This window comes from Qipengyuania sp. S6317L1, assembly GCF_023015615.1.
Taxonomy (GTDB): domain Bacteria; phylum Pseudomonadota; class Alphaproteobacteria; order Sphingomonadales; family Sphingomonadaceae; genus Erythrobacter.
Map to the genome: position 1 here is coordinate 1,251,954 of NZ_JALKAJ010000002.1, position 19,052 is coordinate 1,271,005.

General features: G+C 60.0%; 18 protein-coding genes. 11 read left to right on the plus strand and 7 right to left on the minus strand.

What is annotated here, in order from left to right:
- Nucleotides 1-17 precede the first annotated feature (17 nt).
- Nucleotides 18-1,283 (minus strand): TIGR04063 family PEP-CTERM/XrtA system glycosyltransferase, encoded by a 1,266-nt coding sequence (locus MWU38_RS07390; protein ID WP_247271161.1) that lies wholly within the window; start codon nt 1,281-1,283, stop codon nt 18-20.
- A 65-nt stretch (nt 1,284-1,348) separates the two neighbouring features.
- On the opposite strand from MWU38_RS07390, the gene MWU38_RS07395 reads away from it, so the two are divergent.
- The 4 genes from MWU38_RS07395 (at nt 1,349) to MWU38_RS07410 (ending at nt 4,880) form a co-directional block, all read left to right on the plus strand.
- Nucleotides 1,349-1,564, plus strand: coding sequence for a hypothetical protein (locus MWU38_RS07395; protein WP_247271162.1), 216 nt, complete (start codon nt 1,349-1,351; stop codon nt 1,562-1,564).
- Complete coding sequence (locus MWU38_RS07400; RefSeq protein WP_247271163.1) at nt 1,561-2,976, plus strand: putative O-glycosylation ligase, exosortase A system-associated; 1,416 nt, start codon at nt 1,561-1,563, stop codon at nt 2,974-2,976. Before MWU38_RS07395 ends, MWU38_RS07400 begins: the two co-directional genes overlap by 4 nt.
- A gap of 158 nt (nt 2,977-3,134) precedes the next feature.
- Nucleotides 3,135-3,587 (plus strand): MaoC family dehydratase, encoded by a 453-nt coding sequence (locus MWU38_RS07405; protein WP_247271164.1) that lies wholly within the window; start codon nt 3,135-3,137, stop codon nt 3,585-3,587.
- Between the two features lie 111 nt (nt 3,588-3,698).
- Complete coding sequence (locus tag MWU38_RS07410) at nt 3,699-4,880, plus strand: acetyl-CoA C-acyltransferase (RefSeq protein WP_247271165.1); 1,182 nt, start codon at nt 3,699-3,701, stop codon at nt 4,878-4,880.
- An 83-nt stretch (nt 4,881-4,963) separates the two neighbouring features.
- On the opposite strand, the gene MWU38_RS07415 is transcribed toward MWU38_RS07410, so the two are convergent.
- The gene (locus tag MWU38_RS07415) at nt 4,964-5,791 is read right to left on the minus strand and encodes an alpha/beta hydrolase (protein ID WP_247271166.1); all 828 of its coding nucleotides are present in this window, start codon (nt 5,789-5,791) and stop codon (nt 4,964-4,966) included.
- 142 nt (nt 5,792-5,933) lie between these two features.
- On the opposite strand from MWU38_RS07415, the gene MWU38_RS07420 reads away from it, so the two are divergent.
- Nucleotides 5,934-6,539 (plus strand): DUF4126 domain-containing protein, encoded by a 606-nt coding sequence (locus tag MWU38_RS07420; RefSeq protein WP_247271167.1) that lies wholly within the window; start codon nt 5,934-5,936, stop codon nt 6,537-6,539.
- Between the two features lie 44 nt (nt 6,540-6,583).
- A complete protein-coding gene (gene sthA, locus MWU38_RS07425; protein ID WP_247271168.1) occupies nt 6,584-8,041 on the plus strand; it encodes a Si-specific NAD(P)(+) transhydrogenase in 1,458 nt (485 codons plus the stop codon).
- Nucleotides 8,042-8,047: 6 nt separating this feature from the next.
- Here sthA and MWU38_RS07430 read toward each other — a convergent pair whose 3' ends face one another.
- From MWU38_RS07430 to phaZ, 3 genes are all read right to left on the minus strand, one after another.
- A complete protein-coding gene (locus MWU38_RS07430; RefSeq protein ID WP_247271169.1) occupies nt 8,048-8,491 on the minus strand; it encodes a hypothetical protein in 444 nt (147 codons plus the stop codon).
- 94 nt (nt 8,492-8,585) lie between these two features.
- Nucleotides 8,586-9,590, minus strand: coding sequence for a nitronate monooxygenase (locus MWU38_RS07435; protein ID WP_247271170.1), 1,005 nt, complete (start codon nt 9,588-9,590; stop codon nt 8,586-8,588).
- Nucleotides 9,590-10,825 carry a polyhydroxyalkanoate depolymerase gene (gene phaZ / locus MWU38_RS07440; protein WP_247271171.1) on the minus strand — a complete coding sequence of 412 codons (1,236 nt, stop codon included), beginning with the start codon at nt 10,823-10,825 and terminating at the stop codon, nt 9,590-9,592. The genes MWU38_RS07435 and phaZ overlap by 1 nt, the downstream gene beginning before the upstream one ends.
- A 354-nt stretch (nt 10,826-11,179) precedes the next feature.
- On the opposite strand from phaZ, the gene MWU38_RS07445 reads away from it, so the two are divergent.
- The 4 genes from MWU38_RS07445 (at nt 11,180) to MWU38_RS07460 (ending at nt 16,425) form a co-directional block, all read left to right on the plus strand.
- The gene (locus MWU38_RS07445; protein WP_247271268.1) at nt 11,180-12,910 is read left to right on the plus strand and encodes an ABC transporter transmembrane domain-containing protein; all 1,731 of its coding nucleotides are present in this window, start codon (nt 11,180-11,182) and stop codon (nt 12,908-12,910) included.
- Between the two features lie 145 nt (nt 12,911-13,055).
- The gene (locus tag MWU38_RS07450) at nt 13,056-15,248 is read left to right on the plus strand and encodes a M13 family metallopeptidase (protein ID WP_247271172.1); all 2,193 of its coding nucleotides are present in this window, start codon (nt 13,056-13,058) and stop codon (nt 15,246-15,248) included.
- A 65-nt stretch (nt 15,249-15,313) separates the two neighbouring features.
- Nucleotides 15,314-16,171, plus strand: coding sequence for an undecaprenyl-diphosphate phosphatase (locus MWU38_RS07455; protein ID WP_247271173.1), 858 nt, complete (start codon nt 15,314-15,316; stop codon nt 16,169-16,171).
- A gap of 2 nt (nt 16,172-16,173) precedes the next feature.
- A complete protein-coding gene (locus MWU38_RS07460) occupies nt 16,174-16,425 on the plus strand; it encodes a hypothetical protein (protein WP_247271174.1) in 252 nt (83 codons plus the stop codon).
- Here MWU38_RS07460 and phhA read toward each other — a convergent pair.
- The gene (gene phhA, locus MWU38_RS07465; protein WP_247271175.1) at nt 16,422-17,372 is read right to left on the minus strand and encodes a phenylalanine 4-monooxygenase; all 951 of its coding nucleotides are present in this window, start codon (nt 17,370-17,372) and stop codon (nt 16,422-16,424) included. The genes MWU38_RS07460 and phhA overlap by 4 nt on opposite strands.
- Before the next feature lie 55 nt (nt 17,373-17,427).
- Here phhA and ppk2 point away from each other — a divergent pair, with 55 nt between their 5' ends.
- The gene (gene ppk2, locus MWU38_RS07470; RefSeq protein ID WP_247271176.1) at nt 17,428-18,204 is read left to right on the plus strand and encodes a polyphosphate kinase 2; all 777 of its coding nucleotides are present in this window, start codon (nt 17,428-17,430) and stop codon (nt 18,202-18,204) included.
- On the opposite strand, the gene MWU38_RS07475 is transcribed toward ppk2, so the two are convergent.
- Nucleotides 18,201-19,049 (minus strand): MaoC family dehydratase N-terminal domain-containing protein, encoded by an 849-nt coding sequence (locus MWU38_RS07475; protein ID WP_247271177.1) that lies wholly within the window; start codon nt 19,047-19,049, stop codon nt 18,201-18,203. The genes ppk2 and MWU38_RS07475 overlap by 4 nt on opposite strands.
- Nucleotides 19,050-19,052: the final 3 nt, after the last annotated feature.

Sequence of the window (19,052 nt, forward strand, 5' to 3'; positions counted from 1 at the left end):
CAGCGTCGAACCACGCTTCAGGCCGATAACCCCTGTTCGCGCCTTTCCCCGCGGGACGGGGAGGCGCTTAAGGTTTGAGCTAGAAGGATATGGTAAACACTAAGATAACGTTGGGCATTTTCGTGCCAATCGTGGTGCGTTTTGACGTGATCAGGCCCGCGTTTGCGGATCGCATCCCATTCCTCGCGCCGGGTGAAGAGTTCGTGGAGCGCGTTCGCGCAGGCCGCCGGATTATCCGGCTCGAACAGGAAGCCCGTATCGCCATTGGTGACAAGCTCGCGGTGCCCGCCGACGTTTGATGCAGCGACAAGGCGCTGCTGTGCCATCGCTTCCAATGGTTTGAGCGGTGTCACAAGGTCGGTGAGGCGCGAATGTTTGCGCGGGTAGGCAAGCACATCGATCAGCGAATAATACCGCTCAACCTCGGTATGGGGGACGCGGCCTGTGAAGGTGACGACATCGGGTTCGGGCAACGCCGAGGCAAGGCGGCGCCACTTTTCGTCCATCGGCCCTGCGCCGACGAGAAGGAGGCGCGCGCCGGGCTGTTTTTCGCGCAAGTGCGGCATGGCGGCGATAAGATCATCGACGCCTTCGTAATCGTAAAAGCTGCCGATGTAGCCGATGACGGGCGTGCCCGGCTCAATGCCAAGCTCGGCGGCGAGGGCTGCGTCGCGCGGCTGAGGCTCGCCGAACAGGGTAAGGTCGACGCCATTGGGCATCACCCCGATCTTGCCGCCGGGAATACCGCGCCCGATCAAATCATCGCGAAGGCCGTTGCAGATCGTGAACACCGCGTCAGCGGCCTTGGCGATCTGTGTCTCGAGGCTGCGGGTGAGACGGTATTTGAGCGACCCTTCGGTTCCCGTCAGATTGCCGACGGCGGCATCTTCCCAGAAGGCGCGGATTTCATAGACAAACGGCACGCCGAGCTTTCGCGCCGCCCGCATGGCACCGCCTCCGCACAGCGCAGGCGAATGCGCGTGGATCACATCGGGGCGCCATTCTTCTGCAAGCTCGAGGATCGCGTCCATCAGCGCCGCCATCTCGCGAAATTCGCTCACCCCGGCAGGTCCGCTGGGTGTGCCGGGCGTGCGGTGAAAGGTAAGTCCGTCGAAAACTTCCATCGTCTCGGACCAGTCCGCCTCGTTATTATGCCGCTGCGAGGTAATGCCGCGCACCTCGACGCCTGCGGCTTCCTGCGCCTTCAAAATGGCGCGCGTGCGGAAGGTGTAACCGCTGTGCAGCGGGAGCGAATGATCGAGAACGTGCAAAATCCGTGTCATGGGAATGCGGTTTACCCGATTGTGCTTAACGCACCGTCAACCGCCTTCGCGTAAGGCACCAGGCAATGATTGACTATTTCGCTCTCGCTTTAGGGCATGGCCTGCTCGTGCTCGCATTTGTGCGGCTGGTGACGCGCGACAGTCTCGATACCGATCCGGCGATCAGCGATCTTGAGCAAGCAGCCAAGACCAGCCACCCTAATAAGGCCGAGCGGCGCAATTCGCGCAAACCTTCCGAGCCGCATCGCGATTCGGCGCAGGACGGCAAAGCGCGCCGATGATCGATTTCGTCTTCCTCGCCTTCATCGGCTTCATCCTGGCGCTCGGCTTCAAGCGGCCGTATTTCTGGGTGCTGCTCTATGTCTATATCGACATTCTGGCCCCCCAGAACATCGGCTATGGCATCATTCAAAGCGTGCCTGTCTCCCTCATCGCTTTTGGCGCAGCTTTTGTCGGCTGGATCATGTTCGACAAGAAAGAGGGCGCGCGCTTTTCGCTGCGTCAGGGCCTGATTCTGGCGCTTCTGATCTGGTGTTTCATCACGCTGCAATTTGCCGATTTCCCGGAGGAAGCGGCGACCAAATGGGACTGGGTGTGGAAGGCGATGGTGTTCGCGATCTTCCTGCCGTTCACGATCACCACAAGAGAGAGGATCGAAGCGCTGGCTCTGACGATGGTGCTGACCGTGGGCATGATCGTGATCTCGACCGGTATGAAGACGGTGCTGGGCGGGGGCGGCTATGGCTCTCTCAAATTCTTCGTGAAGGACAACAGCGGGATCTACGAAAGCTCGACGCTCGCAACGGTTGCAATCGGGCTTATCCCGGTGATCATGTGGTTCACCCGCTTTGGCACGATCATCAAGCCGCATTGGACCGTCACCGTGTTTGCCGGGGCGCTGTGCTTTGCCTGCCTGATGATCCCCATCGGGACAGAGGCGCGTACGGGCCTGTTATGTATCGCAGCGCTTGGCGTGTTCCTCCTGCGCTACACCGAAAGGCGGCTTATGTTCATTGCAGCAGCGCCTGTGCTTGCGCTGATGGCGCTGCCGTTTTTGCCGCAAAGTTATTATGACCGCATGGCCACCATAGCCCAGCCCGGCGGGGACGAAAGCGCCTCGACCCGGATGCAGGTGTGGGCGTGGACGCTCGATTATGCGGCAAACAAACCGCTTGGCGGCGGGTTCGACAGCTATCGCTCCAATTCGTTCACCTACACCATGCCGGTGCGCACCACGAATGAGGATGGCAACACTACGACCACCGAATATCGCGAGATCACTGACGAAGGCCGCGCGTTCCACTCTTCCTTCTTCGAGCTTCTGGGCGAGCAGGGTTATCCCGGCCTCATCCTGTGGCTGCTGCTGCATGGTCTCGGCGTGTGGCAGATGGAAAAAACCTACCGCCGCTGGAAGGGCAAGACCGATGAGAGCGAGGCGTGGATATCGCCGCTCGCCGCCGCCCTTCAGATCGGAAGCCTGATCTATCTGGTGGGCGCGACCTTCCAGGGGATCGGCTATCAACCGGTGATGTTGATGATCGTCGGCCTGCAGATCGGGCTTTATTCCTATGTGCAGCGGCTCGACTCGGCGAAGCGTTTTCTGGTTGCCGATCGCGTGGCAAGACGCCCGAACAAGGGCGCATCCCGCCGCGCGGCAGCAACCAACTCTGGCCCGGATTTGGCGATGCCGTAACGGCACGGTGTAAAGCGCCTCGCACCGCTTACCCGTTCGGGCGCTTTATCGTTGCGTTTGGCCCGCGCGCCTGTCATTAGGCTCCCAACTTAACGTAAACGTAAACCACGCGAGCGTGTCTCATCGGTGCGCCGCGTCTTGGGAAGGGAGCCCAGCACATGACCACACCACAAGATCTGGCCGCCAAGGTTGGCGAAAACATCGGCACTTCGGAATGGGTCGAGATGACCCAGGAGAAAGTGAACATGTTCGCCGATGCAACCGGCGACCACCAGTTCATCCATATCGACGAAGAAAAAGCCAAGATGACCCCGTTCGGCGGCACCATCGTTCACGGCTTCATGACCCTGTCGATGATCCCCTACCTTGGTGCGAACAGCGACACGCCGAAGATCGAAGGCGTGAAGATGGGCGTGAACTATGGCGGCAACAAAACCCGCTTCATCGCGCCGGTTCGCGTAGGCAAGCGTATTCGCGGCCACTGGAAGCTTCTCGAAATGGTCGAAAAGCGCCCCGGTCAGTGGCAGCAAACCGCCGAAATCACGATCGAGATCGAGGGCGAGGACAAGCCTGCCCTGATCTGCGAATGGATCACCATGCTGTTCGTTTAAGCCTTTCGGTGAGTCCCCGCGCAAGACGGGGACCTCCCCTTCAATTTCATCAGGTATCAAAACGTCCCCGCCCGTTGCGGGGGCCGACCTTAAGAAAAGGACACCCTCAATATGTCACGTGACGCAGTCATCGTCTCAACCGCCAGAACCCCCATCGGGCGCGCATACAAAGGCGGCTTTAACGCAACTCCGGGCGCAACGCTTGGTTCGTTCTCTTACAAGGCCGCTGTTGAGCGCGCCGGCATCGAAGGCGGCGAAGTCGACGATGTGGTGTGGGGCGCAGTCCTCACGCAAGGCACGCAAGCAGGCAACATCGGTCGTCAGGTCGCCCTTCGCGGTGGCGCGCCGGTCACCGTGGCTGCACAAACCATCGACCGCCAGTGTTCATCGGGCCTCATGGCTATCGCAACGGCTGCCAAGCAGATCATCGTCGACAACATGGACGTTGTCGTTGGCGGTGGTCAGGATTCGATCTCGATGGTTCAAACCCCCGAGATGCGCGTTGCGCCAGACCCCTCGCTGATCGCGATGCACAAGGATGTGTACATGCCCATGCTCGGCACCGCCGAGACGGTCGCTGCGCGTTACAACGTCAGCCGCGATGCGATGGACGAATACGCTCTGCAATCGCAACAGCGCACTGCCGCAGGTCAGGAAGCGGGCAAGTTCGACGACGAAATCGTGCCTGTCACCACCACCATGATGGTGAAAGACAAGGAAACCGGCGAGATCAGCCAGGTCGAAACCACCATCACCAAGGATGAAGGCAACCGTCCTTCGACCACTCTGGAAGGCCTCCAGTCGCTCCAGCCTGTGATGGGTCCGGACAAGACGATCACCGCAGGTAACGCCTCGCAGCTTTCCGACGGTTCTTCGGCCAGCGTCCTGATGGAAGCCAAGCTCGCCGAACAAAAAGGTCTTCAGCCGCTTGGCCGTTATGTCGGCATGGCGGTTGCGGGCACAGAGCCTGACGAAATGGGCATCGGTCCTGTTTTCGCCATTCCAAAGCTTCTCAAGCAAACCGGCCTCAAGATGGACGACATCGGCCTTTGGGAACTGAACGAAGCGTTTGCCGTGCAGGTTCTTTACTGCCGCGACAAGCTCGGCATCGACAATGACATTCTCAACGTCAACGGCGGCTCGATCTCGATCGGTCACCCATACGGCATGACCGGCGCACGTTGCACCGGCCACGCTCTTATCGAAGGCAAGCGTCGCGGCGCGAAATATGTTGTCGTTACCATGTGTGTCGGCGGCGGCATGGGCGCAGCGGGCCTCTTCGAGGTCTTCTAAGCTCTACCAGCTTGAAACAATAAAAAAGGCGCGCGGCAGGGGTATCCCGCCGCGCGCCTTTTCTTTTCTAACGCCTGAAGAAATCAGTTCTTCTGGAAGAACTCGACCAGGTCCGCTGCAAGCCGGTCGGTGACGGTCGCGAACACCGCGTGCGGCTCGTTCTCGTATTCGATCAGCGTGGCGCTCTCGACTTTCTCTGCCACCTGGCGACCCGTGGCCTCGATCGGCACCGTTTTATCTTCGGTCCCGTGGATGACGAGCGTTGGCACGTTGATGTGCTTAAGGTCGGGCCTGAAATCGGTGTAGGCGAAGGCTGCGGCGGATTTGAGCGTCGCATATTGCGCGCTCTTCATTGCGGTCAGCCATGCCCAATGTCGTTCTTCCTCGCTCACTTGCGTACCGGGACCACCGACACCATAGAAATCCTTGAAGAAATCAGTGAAGAAAGCGCGGAAATCGCCTGTCATGCCCTTGGTCATTTCCTGAAACGTCTCGTCCGGGACACCATCGGGATTGTCGTCGGTCTTCAACATATAAGGCACAACCGAGCTGATGAGAGCGGCGGCGCTTACGCCCTTTGCGCCATGCCGGCTCATATAGCGCGCGATCTCTCCGCCACCCATCGAAAATCCGGCGAGGCCGATATTTTCGGTCAGCCCCAAGTGATCGATCAGATCCGCCAGATCATCGCTGAAAGTATCGTAATCGTAACCGTCAGAAGCGTGATCGGACCGGCCGAAACCGCGACGGTCATAAGCGATCGCGCGCATGCCGTTATCGGCAAGCTCCATCATCACCGGATCCCAGCTATCGCCCGATAAGGGCCAGCCGTGAATAAGGATGATGGGGCGACCTTCGCCCAGTTCCTTGTAGCGGATGTTCGTTCCGTCGCGGGTTGCAAATTTTGGCATGGGTGCCTTCCTCTTTTTATTCATACGATTCTCCTGACCAACAAGAAGTCGGCATCATCGTTCCATGACGAACGGCAGCGGGCGGGCGCGATGAAGCCACAGGGCTTGCCAGTGAAGACGCACTGGCGCATCTTGATGGCCTATGGGGATTATCGAAATCATCGGGATCGCAGGAAGCGTGAGCCTTTTGTCGGGCTGGCGCCTCTATCTGTGCATCTTTGCCACCGGCCTCGCCATGCGGTTGGAGGCGCTGCCTGTGCCCGAACATCTCGCCAGCCTTGGCGTTCTTGAAAACCCGTGGGTCATGGGCATCGCCGCGGTCGGAGCGCTCGCGGAGTTCCTTGCCGACAAGGTCATGTGGCTCGATAGCGCGTGGGACACGGTGCACACGCTGGTGCGGCCTGTCGGCGGCGCGCTTCTGGCGCTGGCGATTGTCGACCCGTCAGACCCTGCGACCCAGGTCATCGCGTTTCTTCTTGGTGGCGGGGCCAGTTTCCTTGCCCACGGAGGCAAGGCATCGGCGCGCGCCGTCGTGAACACTTCGCCCGAACCGGTCAGCAATGTCGCTGTCTCCACCGCAGAGGATGTCGCGACCGTCGGATTGTTATGGTTTGCCTATGAATACCCCGTTGCCGCTGCGGGAGTGGCGGCGGTGCTGCTGATCATCGTCATCGGCCTTTTGTGGATGGCAAAGCGCGTCATAAGCCGCCTGTTCTTCCGCAGTCCTAAGCAAATACCCGAGGGTTAATTCACCGCGCTCGCGACCGTTTTCGACCTTGTATTGGAGGTCACATGGCGCGTTACGATTTCATTGTTCTCGGGGCCGGTCCTGCCGGGCGACGCGCGGCCATTCAGGCGGCGAAGCTAGGCAAATCGGTGGTGGTGGTCGACGAGCGGGCCAAGGTCGGCGGGGTGTCGGTTCACACAGGCACGATCCCCTCCAAAACCCTGCGCGAGACGGCATTGAACCTTTCAGGCTGGCGCGAGCGCGCGTTCTACGGGCAAGGGTATCGCACCCGCTCGACCATTTGCTCCGATGACCTCGATCAACGCATCGGCAAGACCTTCGATTATGAAGTCGCTGTGCTCGAACACCAGTTTGCGCGCAACGGAGTGCAGACCATTACCGGGCATGGGATTTTCAAGAGCGCACACGAAATCGCGATTGTGCGCGAGATTGGCGGGTCGCAGGTGGAGGAGGTGATCGAGGGCGAGAAGATTCTCATCTCGGTGGGCACACGGCCCTACCGCCCCGCGCACATCCCGTTCAACTCCACCAATGTTTTCGACAGCGACAGCTTCATCCTCCAGCCGCAAATGCCATCGAGCCTGACGGTCGTGGGCGGGGGCGTGATCGGGCTTGAATATGCGACGATCTTCAGCGCGCTCGATATTCCGGTGACGCTGATCGAACCCAACGAGCAATTGCTGCCCTTCATGGACCGGGAAATCGTCGATCACCTCGTGCAGTCCATGCGCGAGCGCGGCATGAACCTGCGGCTGGGATGCTCGCTTTCCCATGTCCATTTCAGCGAGAGCGGCGATCCCATCTGCCAGCTTGCCGACGGACGGCTCATCGGCTCGAAGATGGTGCTGTTTGCTGCGGGGCGCGAGGGATCGACTTCAGGCCTCAACCTCGAAGCCGCCGGGCTCGACGTGAAACCCGAGGCGCGCGGACGGCTCGAGGTGGACCGCACCACCTTCCAAACGTCCGTCCCGCATATCTACGCCGCCGGCGATGTGATCGGCTTCCCCAGCCTTGCGTCGACCTCGATGGAGCAGGGCCGCGCGGTTGCGTGCCATGCTTTTGGCGATGCAATCGCGGCTGACGATCAAAAGCCGCCCTATGGCGTTTATGCCGTGCCCGAACTTTCCAGCGTCGGTATGACGGAGGATGATGCGCGTAAAGCGGGCATCCCTTATGAATGCGGTATTGCGCGGTTCAAGGAGACATCGCGCGGGCACATCATGGGGCTTGAGGCGGGTATCCTGAAGCTCATCTGTCACCGCGAAACGCGCAAGCTTATCGGTGTGCACGTCGTGGGTGAGGGCGCCAGCGAGCTGGTCCATATCGGACAGGCGGTTTTGAACCTTGGCGGGACAATCGACTACTTCGTCGAGAACAGCTTCAACTATCCGACCCTCGCCGAAGGATACAAAGTTGCCGCGCTCGACCTGTGGAACCGGTTGCAGGTGACGCCTGCCGCGCACAAGGCCAAGAAACCCAAAGCGAAAAGGAAAGCGGCCTAGGCTGGATCAGCCTTCGGGCTTTTCCTCGCCGCGATCAGGGCGGGCGCTGCCTGCGATCATATCGCCATCAAGCCCTTTGACCACAGCCGCCTGCATCGGACGGTTGAGCCGCGTCTTGTCATCGCGCGGGGCAAGAAGGCCGGTCACAAACTCGACCATCTGGCCGACCATGCCCTGATCCTCGGCCGGTTTGATCCGCACCGCCTTGCCCGATTCCACGACAACGAATTCATCGCCGCGCACCAGAACCGCATTGGCCGCCCCGCTTGTTTTGACGACATCTCCCACTTCAAGCGCGGTCCCGCGTGCACCATAAAGCGATTTGTCCCCGCGAATGACAGAGACCTGTCCATCCGCTTCCGAAATGCTCCAGCCCGAGTTTTCGGCAAGCGCGCCGCTGCCCATACAAAAGGCTGCGGCTACAAAGACAGCTTTGGAAATCCGGATCATTCTTGCCCCCATGACTCAATCTTGATTGCAGCCATGGGGATAACCCCTAGGTTTTACCTTGGGATTTGGCGGTATGGTTAAGGCCGGGTAACCATCATCGCAAAAGCGCACGCGCCTCTGCGTCGATTTCGGCGATGATATCTTCGGCCTTCGCATTGCTGTTGATAAGACCGACGCCCTGGCCAACCGTCACATGAGCGCGCGAGTAATCGTGGGTTTCGACGCCTTCGCGATAGGCGGCGCGCGCGTCTTCGGGAGCCTGCTTGAGTTCGTCGAAACGATCTTCCCATGCGCGGTGGATTGCATTGCGAAGACAGCGCGCGTGGTATTCTGGCGGCCATTGTTTCTCACGCAGGACATCGAACACGAGTGATCGCGCCGTATCGTCGCCGCTTGCCTGCACGGCCGCTTCGATAGCCTGATCCGCGGCGAGCGATTCTCTGGTCGCCCAAAGCCGTGAGCCCAGCAGCACACCGTCAGCGCCCAGCATCAGCGCGGCGGCAAGCCCCCGGCCATCGGCGACACCGCCAGCAGCCAGCAGCATCACCTCGGGCGCATTTTGCGAAAGCCAGTCGGCAATTTCGGGCACGAAGGTAAAGGTGCTGCGCCCTTCATTTGCGCTATACCCGTGCCCGCCGCCTTCGACGCCTTGTGCGACAATGACGCTGGCGCCTGCATCCACGGCCTGGGGAAGCTGATCCATCGACTGGATCTGGCAGATCAGGGGTATGCCGCGATCGGTGATGTCTTTGGCAAACGGAGTGGGATCGCCAAAGGAAAGCATCAGCGCAGCGGGCGCCTGCTCCCGCTCAAGCAGAAGATCGAGCGCCTCGCGGTTTTCTGCCATGCGCCAGGTGATGAACCCGCAGCCCAGTCGTGCGTGCGCTTGATTGTCAGCCGAAAGCATCTGCGATGCGATGGAGTATTCGCGCGCGGTCCACTGCGCATCGCCATAACCACCGCCGAGCAGCCCGAGCGCGCCCGCTCTGGCACAGGCAGCGGTCAGCTCCGATCCGCTTGCAAACGCCATAGGAGCAAGCGCAATCGGCGTGGTGAGGCCGAAGCGTTTGCAAAAGCGATTGTCATCGAAAATCGCCATTACGAATGCGCCGCGACAAATTCCTCGACCACCGGCGCGACCTTGGTGCGCCAGCGGCTGCCGTTGAAGATGCCATAGTGGCCCGCGCCTTCCGCCATGTAATAGCGTTTCTTGTCGTCGCTGAGGCGATCTGCAAGCTTCAAGGCCGCCTTGGTCTGGCCAAGCCCGGAGATATCGTCGCGCTCGCCTTCGATTGCGAGCAAAGCGGTCTGTGTGATCTGGTGCAGGTCGACAATCTCGCCCTTGTGGCGGAAGGTGCCATTGGGGATCGAGTGTTTCTGGAACACTTCCTCGACCGTCTGGAGATAGAATTCGGCGGTCATATCGCACACCGCGCGGTATTCGTCGTAGAAATCCTTGGTCGCCTGCGCGGATGCATCATCGCCCGTGGTGAGGTGTTTGAACATCTCGTAATGGCTCATCATGTGGTTTTGCAGGTTCATGCTCATAAAGGCAGAAAGCTGCATGAAGCCGGGATAAACCTTACGGCCCGCGCCGCGATATTGCATCGGGACGGTGGCAATCACCGAATTGCGGAACCATTCGATCGGGCGGTTCATCGCGTGGTCGTTGACCGTGGTGGGGCTTTCACGCGTATCGATCGGCCCGCCCATCATGGTCAGCGTCGCAGGAGCGGCTGGCGATTTGTGCTGGTTCAAAAGCGCGGTCGCCGCAAAGGCGGGCACGGATGGTTGGCATACGGCAAGCATATGCGGACGCTGGCCGGGATTGAGTTGCTCGATATACTCAAGAAATTCCATCAGATAGTCGATGTAATCATCAAGGTCGAACGACCCTTCGTGCATGGGCACGGTTTTCGCATCGGCCCAATCGGTGATGTACACCTCGAACTTTTGCAGCATCCGCTCTACCGTGCCGCGAAGCAGGGTGGCGTAGTGGCCGCTCATCGGTGCAACGATCAGCATCTTGGGCCGGTCATCGTCCACTCCGTCGAGGCGGAAACGCTTCAAATCGCCAAACGGGCGATTGATGACTGTCGCTTCGATCACCGGATAGGTCGTGCCTTCGACATCAATCTCGGTGATGCCGAAAGCGGGCTTTCCATAAGACGCGGTCGAATGTGCGAGCACATCGAAGGCATTGGCCGTCATCGCTCCGATGGAGGTCTTGCTCCAGGGATTGGAGGGATTGCTCAGCAATTCTGCGCTCAGCGAGGCAACGGTGCTCACTGAATTGAGCCAGCTGCGCTGGAGTTCATAGGATTTGTAAAGCATGTCAGCCCCGTTCTTTATCTGGGCGCGCGGCCCCCATACGCGGCGCGATTTTCGTGTTCAATGTGGGCGATGAGAGCAAATTGTGCAATGCACAATCGGCTGAAATGGGCACTTTGGGCAATTTTTGTGGCATTTGCAGGTGTAATTTGTGGCGTTCGCGACTAGGTGAAAGCCAATATGAGTGGGCAAGCCAAAGACTTTCAATCCAAAGATGGAAAGGTGATCGACGCGGGTGGGGATGCCTCCACGCGGCCAGGCACTCAGCCGGGCACTCAGCCAGGCGCGCCGCCTGTCTCGCAGTCGGATGACCTGAACGAGGATGCGCCAAAGTCGCGCTCGCTCGCGCCATTGAGGATGGTGTTTCGCGAGGCGGCGAAATATCCGCGCGAGGTTATCTTTGCCCTGATCGCCCTCACGGTAACTGCGGCGGGGACGCTCGCCATACCCGCGGCGGTGCAGCTGATCGTGGACCGCGGGTTTGGCGCAGGGCAGGGCGAAGTCGAAATCGCGCGCTGGTTCCGGTATCTCGGGCTGATCGTGGTGGTGATCGCGCTGGGCACAGCGGCGCGGTTCTATTTCGTCAGCTGGATCGGGGAACGCGTCGTCGCTGACATCCGCGCCAAGGTGCACCGCAATCTGATGCGGTTGTCGCCTGCTTTCTATGAAGAAAACTCGCCCAAGGAAATTTCGAGCCGGATGACATCGGACACGGCGATCATCGAAACGGTCGTGGGCACGACGGTCTCGGTCGCCCTGCGCAATGTTTTCCTCGGCATCGGGGGCACGATTTACCTGTTTTATCTGCTGCCGAATTTCACCATCTGGCTGGTGGTTGGGATCCCTGTGATGGTCTTGCCGATTGTCGTGTTCGGGCGGCGCATCCGGTCGATTTCGCGCGACAGCCAGGACCGCGTGGCGGACGTGGGCGCGATGGTCACCGAAGTGCTCTCTGCGATGAAGGTGGTTCAAAGCTTCGGTCAGGAAAACCGCGAGACGGGCCGTTTCGGCGAAGCGGTGGAGAACACCTTCAACACGGCGCGCAAAAGGATCGTTTTGCGCGCGATCATGACTTCTATCATCATTTTTGCGCTGTTCGGCTCAATCGTGTTCCTACTCTGGCGCGGCGCTGCTGCGGTGGCTGTTGGTGATATCACCTCGGGCACGCTGCTTGCGTTTCTCGTGGGTGCGATGTTGGTGGCTGGTGCATTTGGCGCTCTTACCGAAGTTTATGGCGACCTTCTTCGCGGCGCGGGCGCGGCGAGCCGGTTGGCAGAACTGCTTGAAACAGAGCCCGAGATTGCCCGTCCGGCGCGCCCTGAACAATTGCCCAGCCCCGCGCGCGGTTCGCTTTCCTTCAGAAATGTCAGCTTCCGCTATCCTGCAAGGCCCGAGGAAACCGCGCTCAAGAATTTTAACCTTGAGATCGAGCCGGGCGAAACCATCGCCATCGTTGGTCCATCGGGTGCAGGCAAATCAACGATCTTTCAGCTGGTCGAGCGTTTTTATGACCCGCAAGAAGGCACCATTCGCCTGGACGGCGTGCCCCTGCCCAAGGCGGACCCCGCCGACATTCGCGAACGCATCGCCTTTGTCCCGCAAGAGGGCGTTTTGTTCAGCGCCAACGCCCGCGACAACCTGCGCTACGGGCGCTGGAATGCGTCGGACGAAGAAATCTGGGAAGCTGCGCGTGCGGCCAATGCCGAACAATTCTTGCGAGCGCTTCCCCAGGGGCTCGACACCTATCTGGGCGAAGGCGGCACGCAATTGTCCGGCGGTCAGCGCCAGCGTGTGGCAATCGCCCGCGCGCTCCTTCGTGATGCGCCGATCCTGCTCCTCGACGAGGCGACGAGTGCATTGGATGCTGAAAGCGAACAATTGGTGCAATCCGCGCTCGATGAGCTGATGAAGGACCGCACCACTCTGGTAATTGCGCACCGTCTTGCCACCGTGCGCGCGGCCGACCGCATCATCGTGCTCAGCGAAGGCGAGGCGGTGGAGCAAGGCACACACGCCGAGCTTTCAGCGGGCGGCGGCCTGTATGCCCGGCTTGCCAAGCTGCAATTTGCGGCCACCGAAGCGGCCTGATCCAGCCAGCAGCGCGGGCGCGAAAAAAGCGCTCGTTTCGACGAACAGCGCCCTTCAGGCGACAAATTGCAACCTTGTTTGCGCGACTGCGCTAGGCCAGCATGCAGAGCAACGTCTCAAACCATTTCAATCGGGGACCCATTGTATGATCCGCACCACCAAGTTTCTCCTTGCAGGAACCGCCGCCCTCGCGCTGTCGACGGGCGCGTTGGCACAAGACAGCCACCACGACCACGGCCAGCACCAGCCACATGGCCTCACAGACCATCTCGACGATCACGCCGAAACCGGCAGCGAAGCGACCGCACCGACAATGGATTTCGGTGACTGGGGTGTAGGGCTCGGCACAATCGACGCAAGTGTCGAACCGGGCGATGACTTCAACGCCTATGTCAACGGCATGTGGATTGCCGCCAACGAAATTCCGGCCGACCGCCAGCGTTATGGTGCATTCGACATGCTGCGCGAAGGCGCGACGCAGGATGTGAAATCCCTGGTGGAGGGGCTCGTCGCCTCTGATCCGGCGCCCGGCACACAGGCCCGCCGCATCGTCGATGCCTATGCCTCCTACATGGATGTCGATGCGATTAATGCGAGCGGCCTTGCACCGGTGCAGCCTTACCTGTCGCAGATTTTCGGCGCCTCGGACCTTGATGCCCTGATGCGCGTATCGGCACAGCCCGGCTTTCCGTCATTGGTGAGCGCAAACGTCACCATCGATGCGCGCAATCCGACCGACTATGTGGTCGGCATCGGCTTTGATGGCATGGGGCTTCCGGACCGCGACTATTACCTTGTCGATTCTGAGAGCAATCTCGAGATCCGCGAGAAATACAAAGCCTTCCTCACCACCATGTTCGATGCAGCAGGCTACGGTGATGCAGCCGGTGCAGCGCAAGCGGTGTATGCGTTTGAAAAGAAAGTGGCCGAACTCGAATGGTCGCGCCCTGTTCTTCGTATGCCGCAGCTCACCTATAATGTGCTGACCCCGGAAGAACTCAGCGAAATGGCAGGCGACTTCCCGATTGCAGGCGTTCTTGAGGCATCGCAGCTTGCAGGCCAGAGCCGTTACCTCGCCCGCCAGCTTCCTCCGACGGACGAAGAGATCGAGACGCTGGGCCTTACCGAGGCGCAGCTTGACATGATCGGCGGCGGCTTGCCGGCCATGATGCAGCTCATCAGCGAAACCCCGCTGGCAACGATCAAGGCCTATATGGCAAAATCGATGCTCAACGAATACGCAGCCGTTCTGTCGAGCGATCTGGATGACGCAAGCTTCGACCTATATGGCCGCGCGATCAACGGGCAGGAAGAGCAGCAGGAACGCTGGAAACGCGCGATCGGCGCGGTCGAAAGCGCCATCGGTGAGCAATTGGGCGCGCTTTATGTGGCGGAGTATTTCCCGCCAGAAAGCAAGGCGCGCATGGACGAGCTCGTTGCCAACCTCACCAAGTCGATGAACGAGGCGCTCGACCGCAATGAATGGATGACCGAGGCAACCATCGAAGAGGCGCGCGCCAAGTTGAATGGTTTTGTGCCGATGATCGGCTATCCGGACGAGTTCAAGACCTATGACGGCATGGAAATCACCGCCGACAACCCGCTCGCCAATGCGTTTTCGGTGGCATCGTGGTGGGATGCAGAGATGCGCTCGCGCCTCGATGAGAAGGTCGATCCGACCGAATGGGGCATGACGCCGCAAACGGTGAATGCGTATTACTCGCCGCTCACCAACCGCATCGTATTCCCCGCTGCGATCCTGCAACCGCCATTCTTCAACGCGAGCGCTGATCCGGCGGTCAATTATGGCGGCATTGGCGCTGTGATCGGGCACGAGATCGGACACGGTTATGACGACCAGGGCTCGCAATTCGATGCCTCGGGCACTTTGCGCAATTGGTGGCAACCCGAAGATCGCGAGGGTTTCGTCGCCTTCACCGACCAGATGGGCGAATTCATCAAAGCCTACTGCCCTGTCGAGGGGTCAAACGGTCCCGAGTGCCTTCGCCCCGGCCAATCCATGGGTGAGACGCTGGGCGATGTGGTCGGCCTGCAAATGGCCTACCGCGCCTACAAACTCTCGCTGAACGGCGAAGAGGCGCCAGTGATCGACGGCCTTACCGGCGATCAACGCTTCTTCCTTGGCTTTGCGCAGATCTGGCGCGGGATGGAGCGTGAGGAGAGCTTGCGCAACCGCGTGATGACCGCAAACCACCCTCCCGGCGAATTCCGCCTGAACAATGCCGTGCGTCACAATGACGCGTGGTACGAAGCGTTTAACGTCACCGAAGAGCACGAACTCTATCTTCCGCCGGAAAAGCGCGTGAAGATCTGGTAAAAAACGCGGACGTTTTGCGTCTTTGAAATTGACATGGGCCCGGCTTCATTCATGGAGTTGGGCCTATGTCGTTTTTGCAGCTTCTTATTATCGCTGTGGTGCAGGGCATCACCGAATTTCTGCCGATTTCATCGTCGGGACACCTTATTCTGATCTCGGTCTTCACCGACTTTCAGGATCAGGGCCCGCTGATTGATGTGGCGGTGCACGTGGGCTCGCTGCTTGCGATCATCGTCTACTTTTTCAAGGACGTGCTGGTGCTGGCGCGCGGCGGATTTGCGAGCATTGGGGTGGGCACATCGGCCCCCAATGCGCCCGCTGAACGCAAATTGTTCTGGTGGATCGTGCTGGGCACTATTCCGGCGGTTGCCTTTGGGCTCGCGATTAAGCTCGGGGCGTTCAATTCCATCGCCGAAACTTGGTTCAACATTACCATAGTCGATGATGATCTGATGAGCTCGATCCGGTTCACCGATCTCATCGCCTTCAACCTTATCTTCTACGGTATCCTTCTGGGTCTTGCAGACACGGTGGGCCGGGAGGTCAAGGCGTTCGAGGATATGAGTTGGCGCGACGGGCTGATCGTCGGCATTGCTCAGGCGCTGGCAATTATTCCCGGCACATCGCGTTCGGGCGTCACCATGACCGCGGCGCGCTTCCTCGGTTACAAGCGGGTCGAGGCCGCGCGCTTCTCCTTCCTCTTGTCGATCCCGGCTGTCGCCGGTGCGGGCGTGCTGATCGTGCCCGAGATATTCGAGGCAGGCATGGCGCTTGCAATCGATGCGCTTATCGCAGGGGTGCTGACGTTCCTTTCAGCCTTTGCCACCATGTATTTCCTGATGAACTTCCTCAAACGCGCCTCCATGCTGGTTTTTGTCATCTACCGGGTGGCTATGGGCGCAGGGCTGCTCTATTTCTTCTAATCATGGCACTGATTATTCTCATCAACATTGGCGCGTTGCTCGGCTGGCTTGGCTCCATCATCTTGCGGCTGGATGCTCCGGGCGCGGTGCTGCGCATGATCCTCATCGCCATGCTGACCAGCCTTGTGGCGGGACTCGTCGGCAACAGCGGGACCGTTCTGGGGTCGCTCAGCTGGCTGGGATTTGGCGCAGCAGTGGGGGCGACACTGCCAGCAATCGTCGGTTACTACGCCTTCGTAACACGCGACGTTTAAATCGGGGCAGCGCCCGAGCCATTGCCCCCGCGAAGGTGATATTCCTGTGTCCCGCGGTTCACGACATTATCGACGTCGATCACCGCCGAATTGGCATAGGTGAAGCCGGGCGCAAGATTACGGTATAGCCGGTCAAAATCGCGCTCCACCGTCTGGCGATAAAGATCGTCAAAACTCTCGATCACGAAGTAGGTCGGCTGCAGATCGCTGATCACGTAATCGGTGCGCATCACGCGGTCGACATTGAGCATGATGCGGTTGGGGCTTTGCGCCTCGACCGCAAATTTCGCCTCTGTTGGCCCTGAAAGGATGCCCGCGCCATAGGCTCGAATTCCTTCCGCCTCTTCGATCAGACCGAATTCGACCGTGTACCAGTAAAGCGCGCCCAAAGCCTTCAGCCGGTTGTAGCGCATCGCCTTCCACCCGGCGCGGCCATACTCCTGCATATAATCGGCAAAGACCGGATCGGTAAGCATCGGCACATGGCCGAACACGTCGTGGAAGACGTCGGGCTCCTGAATATAGTCAAATGTCTCGCGCGTGCGGATAAAATTGCCGGCCGGAAAGCGGCGGTTGGCAAGGTGCCAGAAAAATACGTGATCGGGGATCAGCATCGGCACAGGAATGACGCTCCACCCCGTCAGCTTGTCCAGTTCTTCCGACAATTCGCCAAATTCGGGGATGCCGCCGCGCGACAGGTCCAATTTATCAAGCCCAGCCATAAACGCACTCGCCGCGCGACCGGGCAGCACTTCCATCTGGCGCGCGAAGAGGGCGTTCCACACGCTATGGTCTTCGGAAGTGTAGTTGGTTTGCGCAGGTTCGACCCAATCCTCGCCCACGTGCTCAGGCCGCGCGAGCGGGGCGGTGAACACCTCATCCCCCAGCTCTGGAAGTGCGGTGAAATCGGTGTCAGTGTGATGCGACGTGTTTTCGGGCGTAGCCATATAGTATCATATGATACCACTCGCCCGCGTCTGCAAGTACAATAGGGGGCACCACATGGCGCTGAAGGGTAAGGAATACCGCGAATTTTTGGAGCCGCTGACCGAGGAGCTGGTCGGCATGGCGCGCTGGGCCAAGGCGACGGGCGCGCGGATCGTGGTGATCTTCGAGGGGCGCGATACGGCGGGCAAGGGCGGTGCGATCAGGGCGGTTCGCGACAAGCTGAACCCGCGCCAGTGCCGCACCGTCGCGCTTTCCAAGCCGAGCGAAGAAGAGCAGACCCAGTGGTATTTCCAGCGTTATATCTGCCACCTGCCCCATGCTGGCGAAATCGTCCTGTTCGACCGCTCGTGGTACAACCGCGCCGGGGTGGAACGGGTTATGGGCTATTGCTCGGAAGAAGAGGCTGAGGCGTTTCTTGAAGTGACGCCGGCGTTTGAAAAGATGCTCACCGATGATGGCATATTGCTGTTCAAATACTGGCTGACCACCGATCAGGAGCGGCAGGAAGAGCGGTTGAAGGAGCGCGGCGAAGACCCGCTCAAACGTTGGAAACTTTCGCCCGTCGACCTTGCCGCGCGCGAGAAATACCAGGCTTATACCGATGCGCGTGAGGCGATGTTGAAGGCGACGCACACGCGCCATGCGCCGTGGACGCTGATTGATTTCAACGATCAGAAGCGCGGGCGGCTGACGCTCATCCGCGACCTGCTCGACCGCCTGCCCGATATGCACATCGAGCCGCCTGCGATCGAATTTCCAGACCTAGGGCACGAGCCATTCGAGGAAAGCTATGGCGTGATCGAGCCGCTTGAGCCTTATCCGATTGACTAGAAGCTGGCGCTCGCCCTGGTGATCTGTCGCCCGTCGCTGGCAAAGGCGCCGAGTTCAAATCCATCCTCGCTTTTGCGCATCACAAGGTTGAGCGCATCGCCTGCAATCGCCGGCGAGACCCCCCGGAAGGCAAAATGCCGCAGCCGGTTTTCGCCAAGTTCGCCTGCCGCCATCTGCAAAAGCATTGAGGCGGTGAGCGGCCCGTGCACGACAAGTCCGCGATATCGTTCGACATCGCTCGCATAGGGAGCGTCATAATGGATGCGGTGGGTGTTGAAGGTGAGCGCCGAATAGCGGAACAACAGCCGCTCATCGGGAGTGACGAGACGGTGCGCATCCCATTCGCTTGGATCAAATGCGCCATCGCCCGGCTCCGGCGGGCTGAGCGGCGCATCAGGGGCCGCGGCATCGCGGTAAACGAGCGTTTGTGTCTCGCTCACTGAAAGCGTGCCGTTCGCGACCGTTTCATGCTCGACATTGACAAAGGCCAGCTTGCCCGACGCGCCCTCTTTCTCGGCTATCGAGGCGATGCGGCTGGTGCGCTTGACGACTGCGCCCACCGCAATGGGCGCAATGAACCGGATATCGCTTGAGGCCCACATACGGCGGGGCAGGGGGAAGGGCGGGAAGAAGCTGTCGGGGCTTTCATCGCGCGCAGGGTGGCCGTCTTCACCAAGCGCCGAGGTAGGGGCATCGGGCGTGCACAGGACGAAATGGATCCCCTGCGGCATGATCCAGCGTTCTGGCATGGGAATGTCGAGGGTCGCGCACCACTGCGCCGCCGTTTGCGGGGTGAGCGTGTCATGCGCCTCCTGCTCGCGCCCGATCCACGTCTCGAAGCTCATTGT

Bases quoted from the DNA above. Each gene is read 5' to 3' on its own strand.
- MWU38_RS07390 (WP_247271161.1), bottom strand. From the start codon at position 1,283: ATGACACGGATTTTGCACGTTCTCGATCATTCGCTCCCGCTGCACAGC.
- MWU38_RS07395 (WP_247271162.1), top strand. From the start codon at position 1,349: ATGATTGACTATTTCGCTCTCGCTTTAGGGCATGGCCTGCTCGTGCTC.
- MWU38_RS07400 (WP_247271163.1), top strand. From the start codon at position 1,561: ATGATCGATTTCGTCTTCCTCGCCTTCATCGGCTTCATCCTGGCGCTC.
- MWU38_RS07405 (WP_247271164.1), top strand. From the start codon at position 3,135: ATGACCACACCACAAGATCTGGCCGCCAAGGTTGGCGAAAACATCGGC.
- MWU38_RS07410 (WP_247271165.1), top strand. From the start codon at position 3,699: ATGTCACGTGACGCAGTCATCGTCTCAACCGCCAGAACCCCCATCGGG.
- MWU38_RS07415 (WP_247271166.1), bottom strand. From the start codon at position 5,791: ATGCCAAAATTTGCAACCCGCGACGGAACGAACATCCGCTACAAGGAA.
- MWU38_RS07420 (WP_247271167.1), top strand. From the start codon at position 5,934: ATGGGGATTATCGAAATCATCGGGATCGCAGGAAGCGTGAGCCTTTTG.
- sthA (WP_247271168.1), top strand. From the start codon at position 6,584: ATGGCGCGTTACGATTTCATTGTTCTCGGGGCCGGTCCTGCCGGGCGA.
- MWU38_RS07430 (WP_247271169.1), bottom strand. From the start codon at position 8,491: ATGATCCGGATTTCCAAAGCTGTCTTTGTAGCCGCAGCCTTTTGTATG.
- MWU38_RS07435 (WP_247271170.1), bottom strand. From the start codon at position 9,590: ATGGCGATTTTCGATGACAATCGCTTTTGCAAACGCTTCGGCCTCACC.
- phaZ (WP_247271171.1), bottom strand. From the start codon at position 10,825: ATGCTTTACAAATCCTATGAACTCCAGCGCAGCTGGCTCAATTCAGTG.
- MWU38_RS07445 (WP_247271268.1), top strand. From the start codon at position 11,180: ATGGTGTTTCGCGAGGCGGCGAAATATCCGCGCGAGGTTATCTTTGCC.
- MWU38_RS07450 (WP_247271172.1), top strand. From the start codon at position 13,056: ATGATCCGCACCACCAAGTTTCTCCTTGCAGGAACCGCCGCCCTCGCG.
- MWU38_RS07455 (WP_247271173.1), top strand. From the start codon at position 15,314: ATGTCGTTTTTGCAGCTTCTTATTATCGCTGTGGTGCAGGGCATCACC.
- MWU38_RS07460 (WP_247271174.1), top strand. From the start codon at position 16,174: ATGGCACTGATTATTCTCATCAACATTGGCGCGTTGCTCGGCTGGCTT.
- phhA (WP_247271175.1), bottom strand. From the start codon at position 17,372: ATGGCTACGCCCGAAAACACGTCGCATCACACTGACACCGATTTCACC.
- ppk2 (WP_247271176.1), top strand. From the start codon at position 17,428: ATGGCGCTGAAGGGTAAGGAATACCGCGAATTTTTGGAGCCGCTGACC.
- MWU38_RS07475 (WP_247271177.1), bottom strand. From the start codon at position 19,049: ATGAGCTTCGAGACGTGGATCGGGCGCGAGCAGGAGGCGCATGACACG.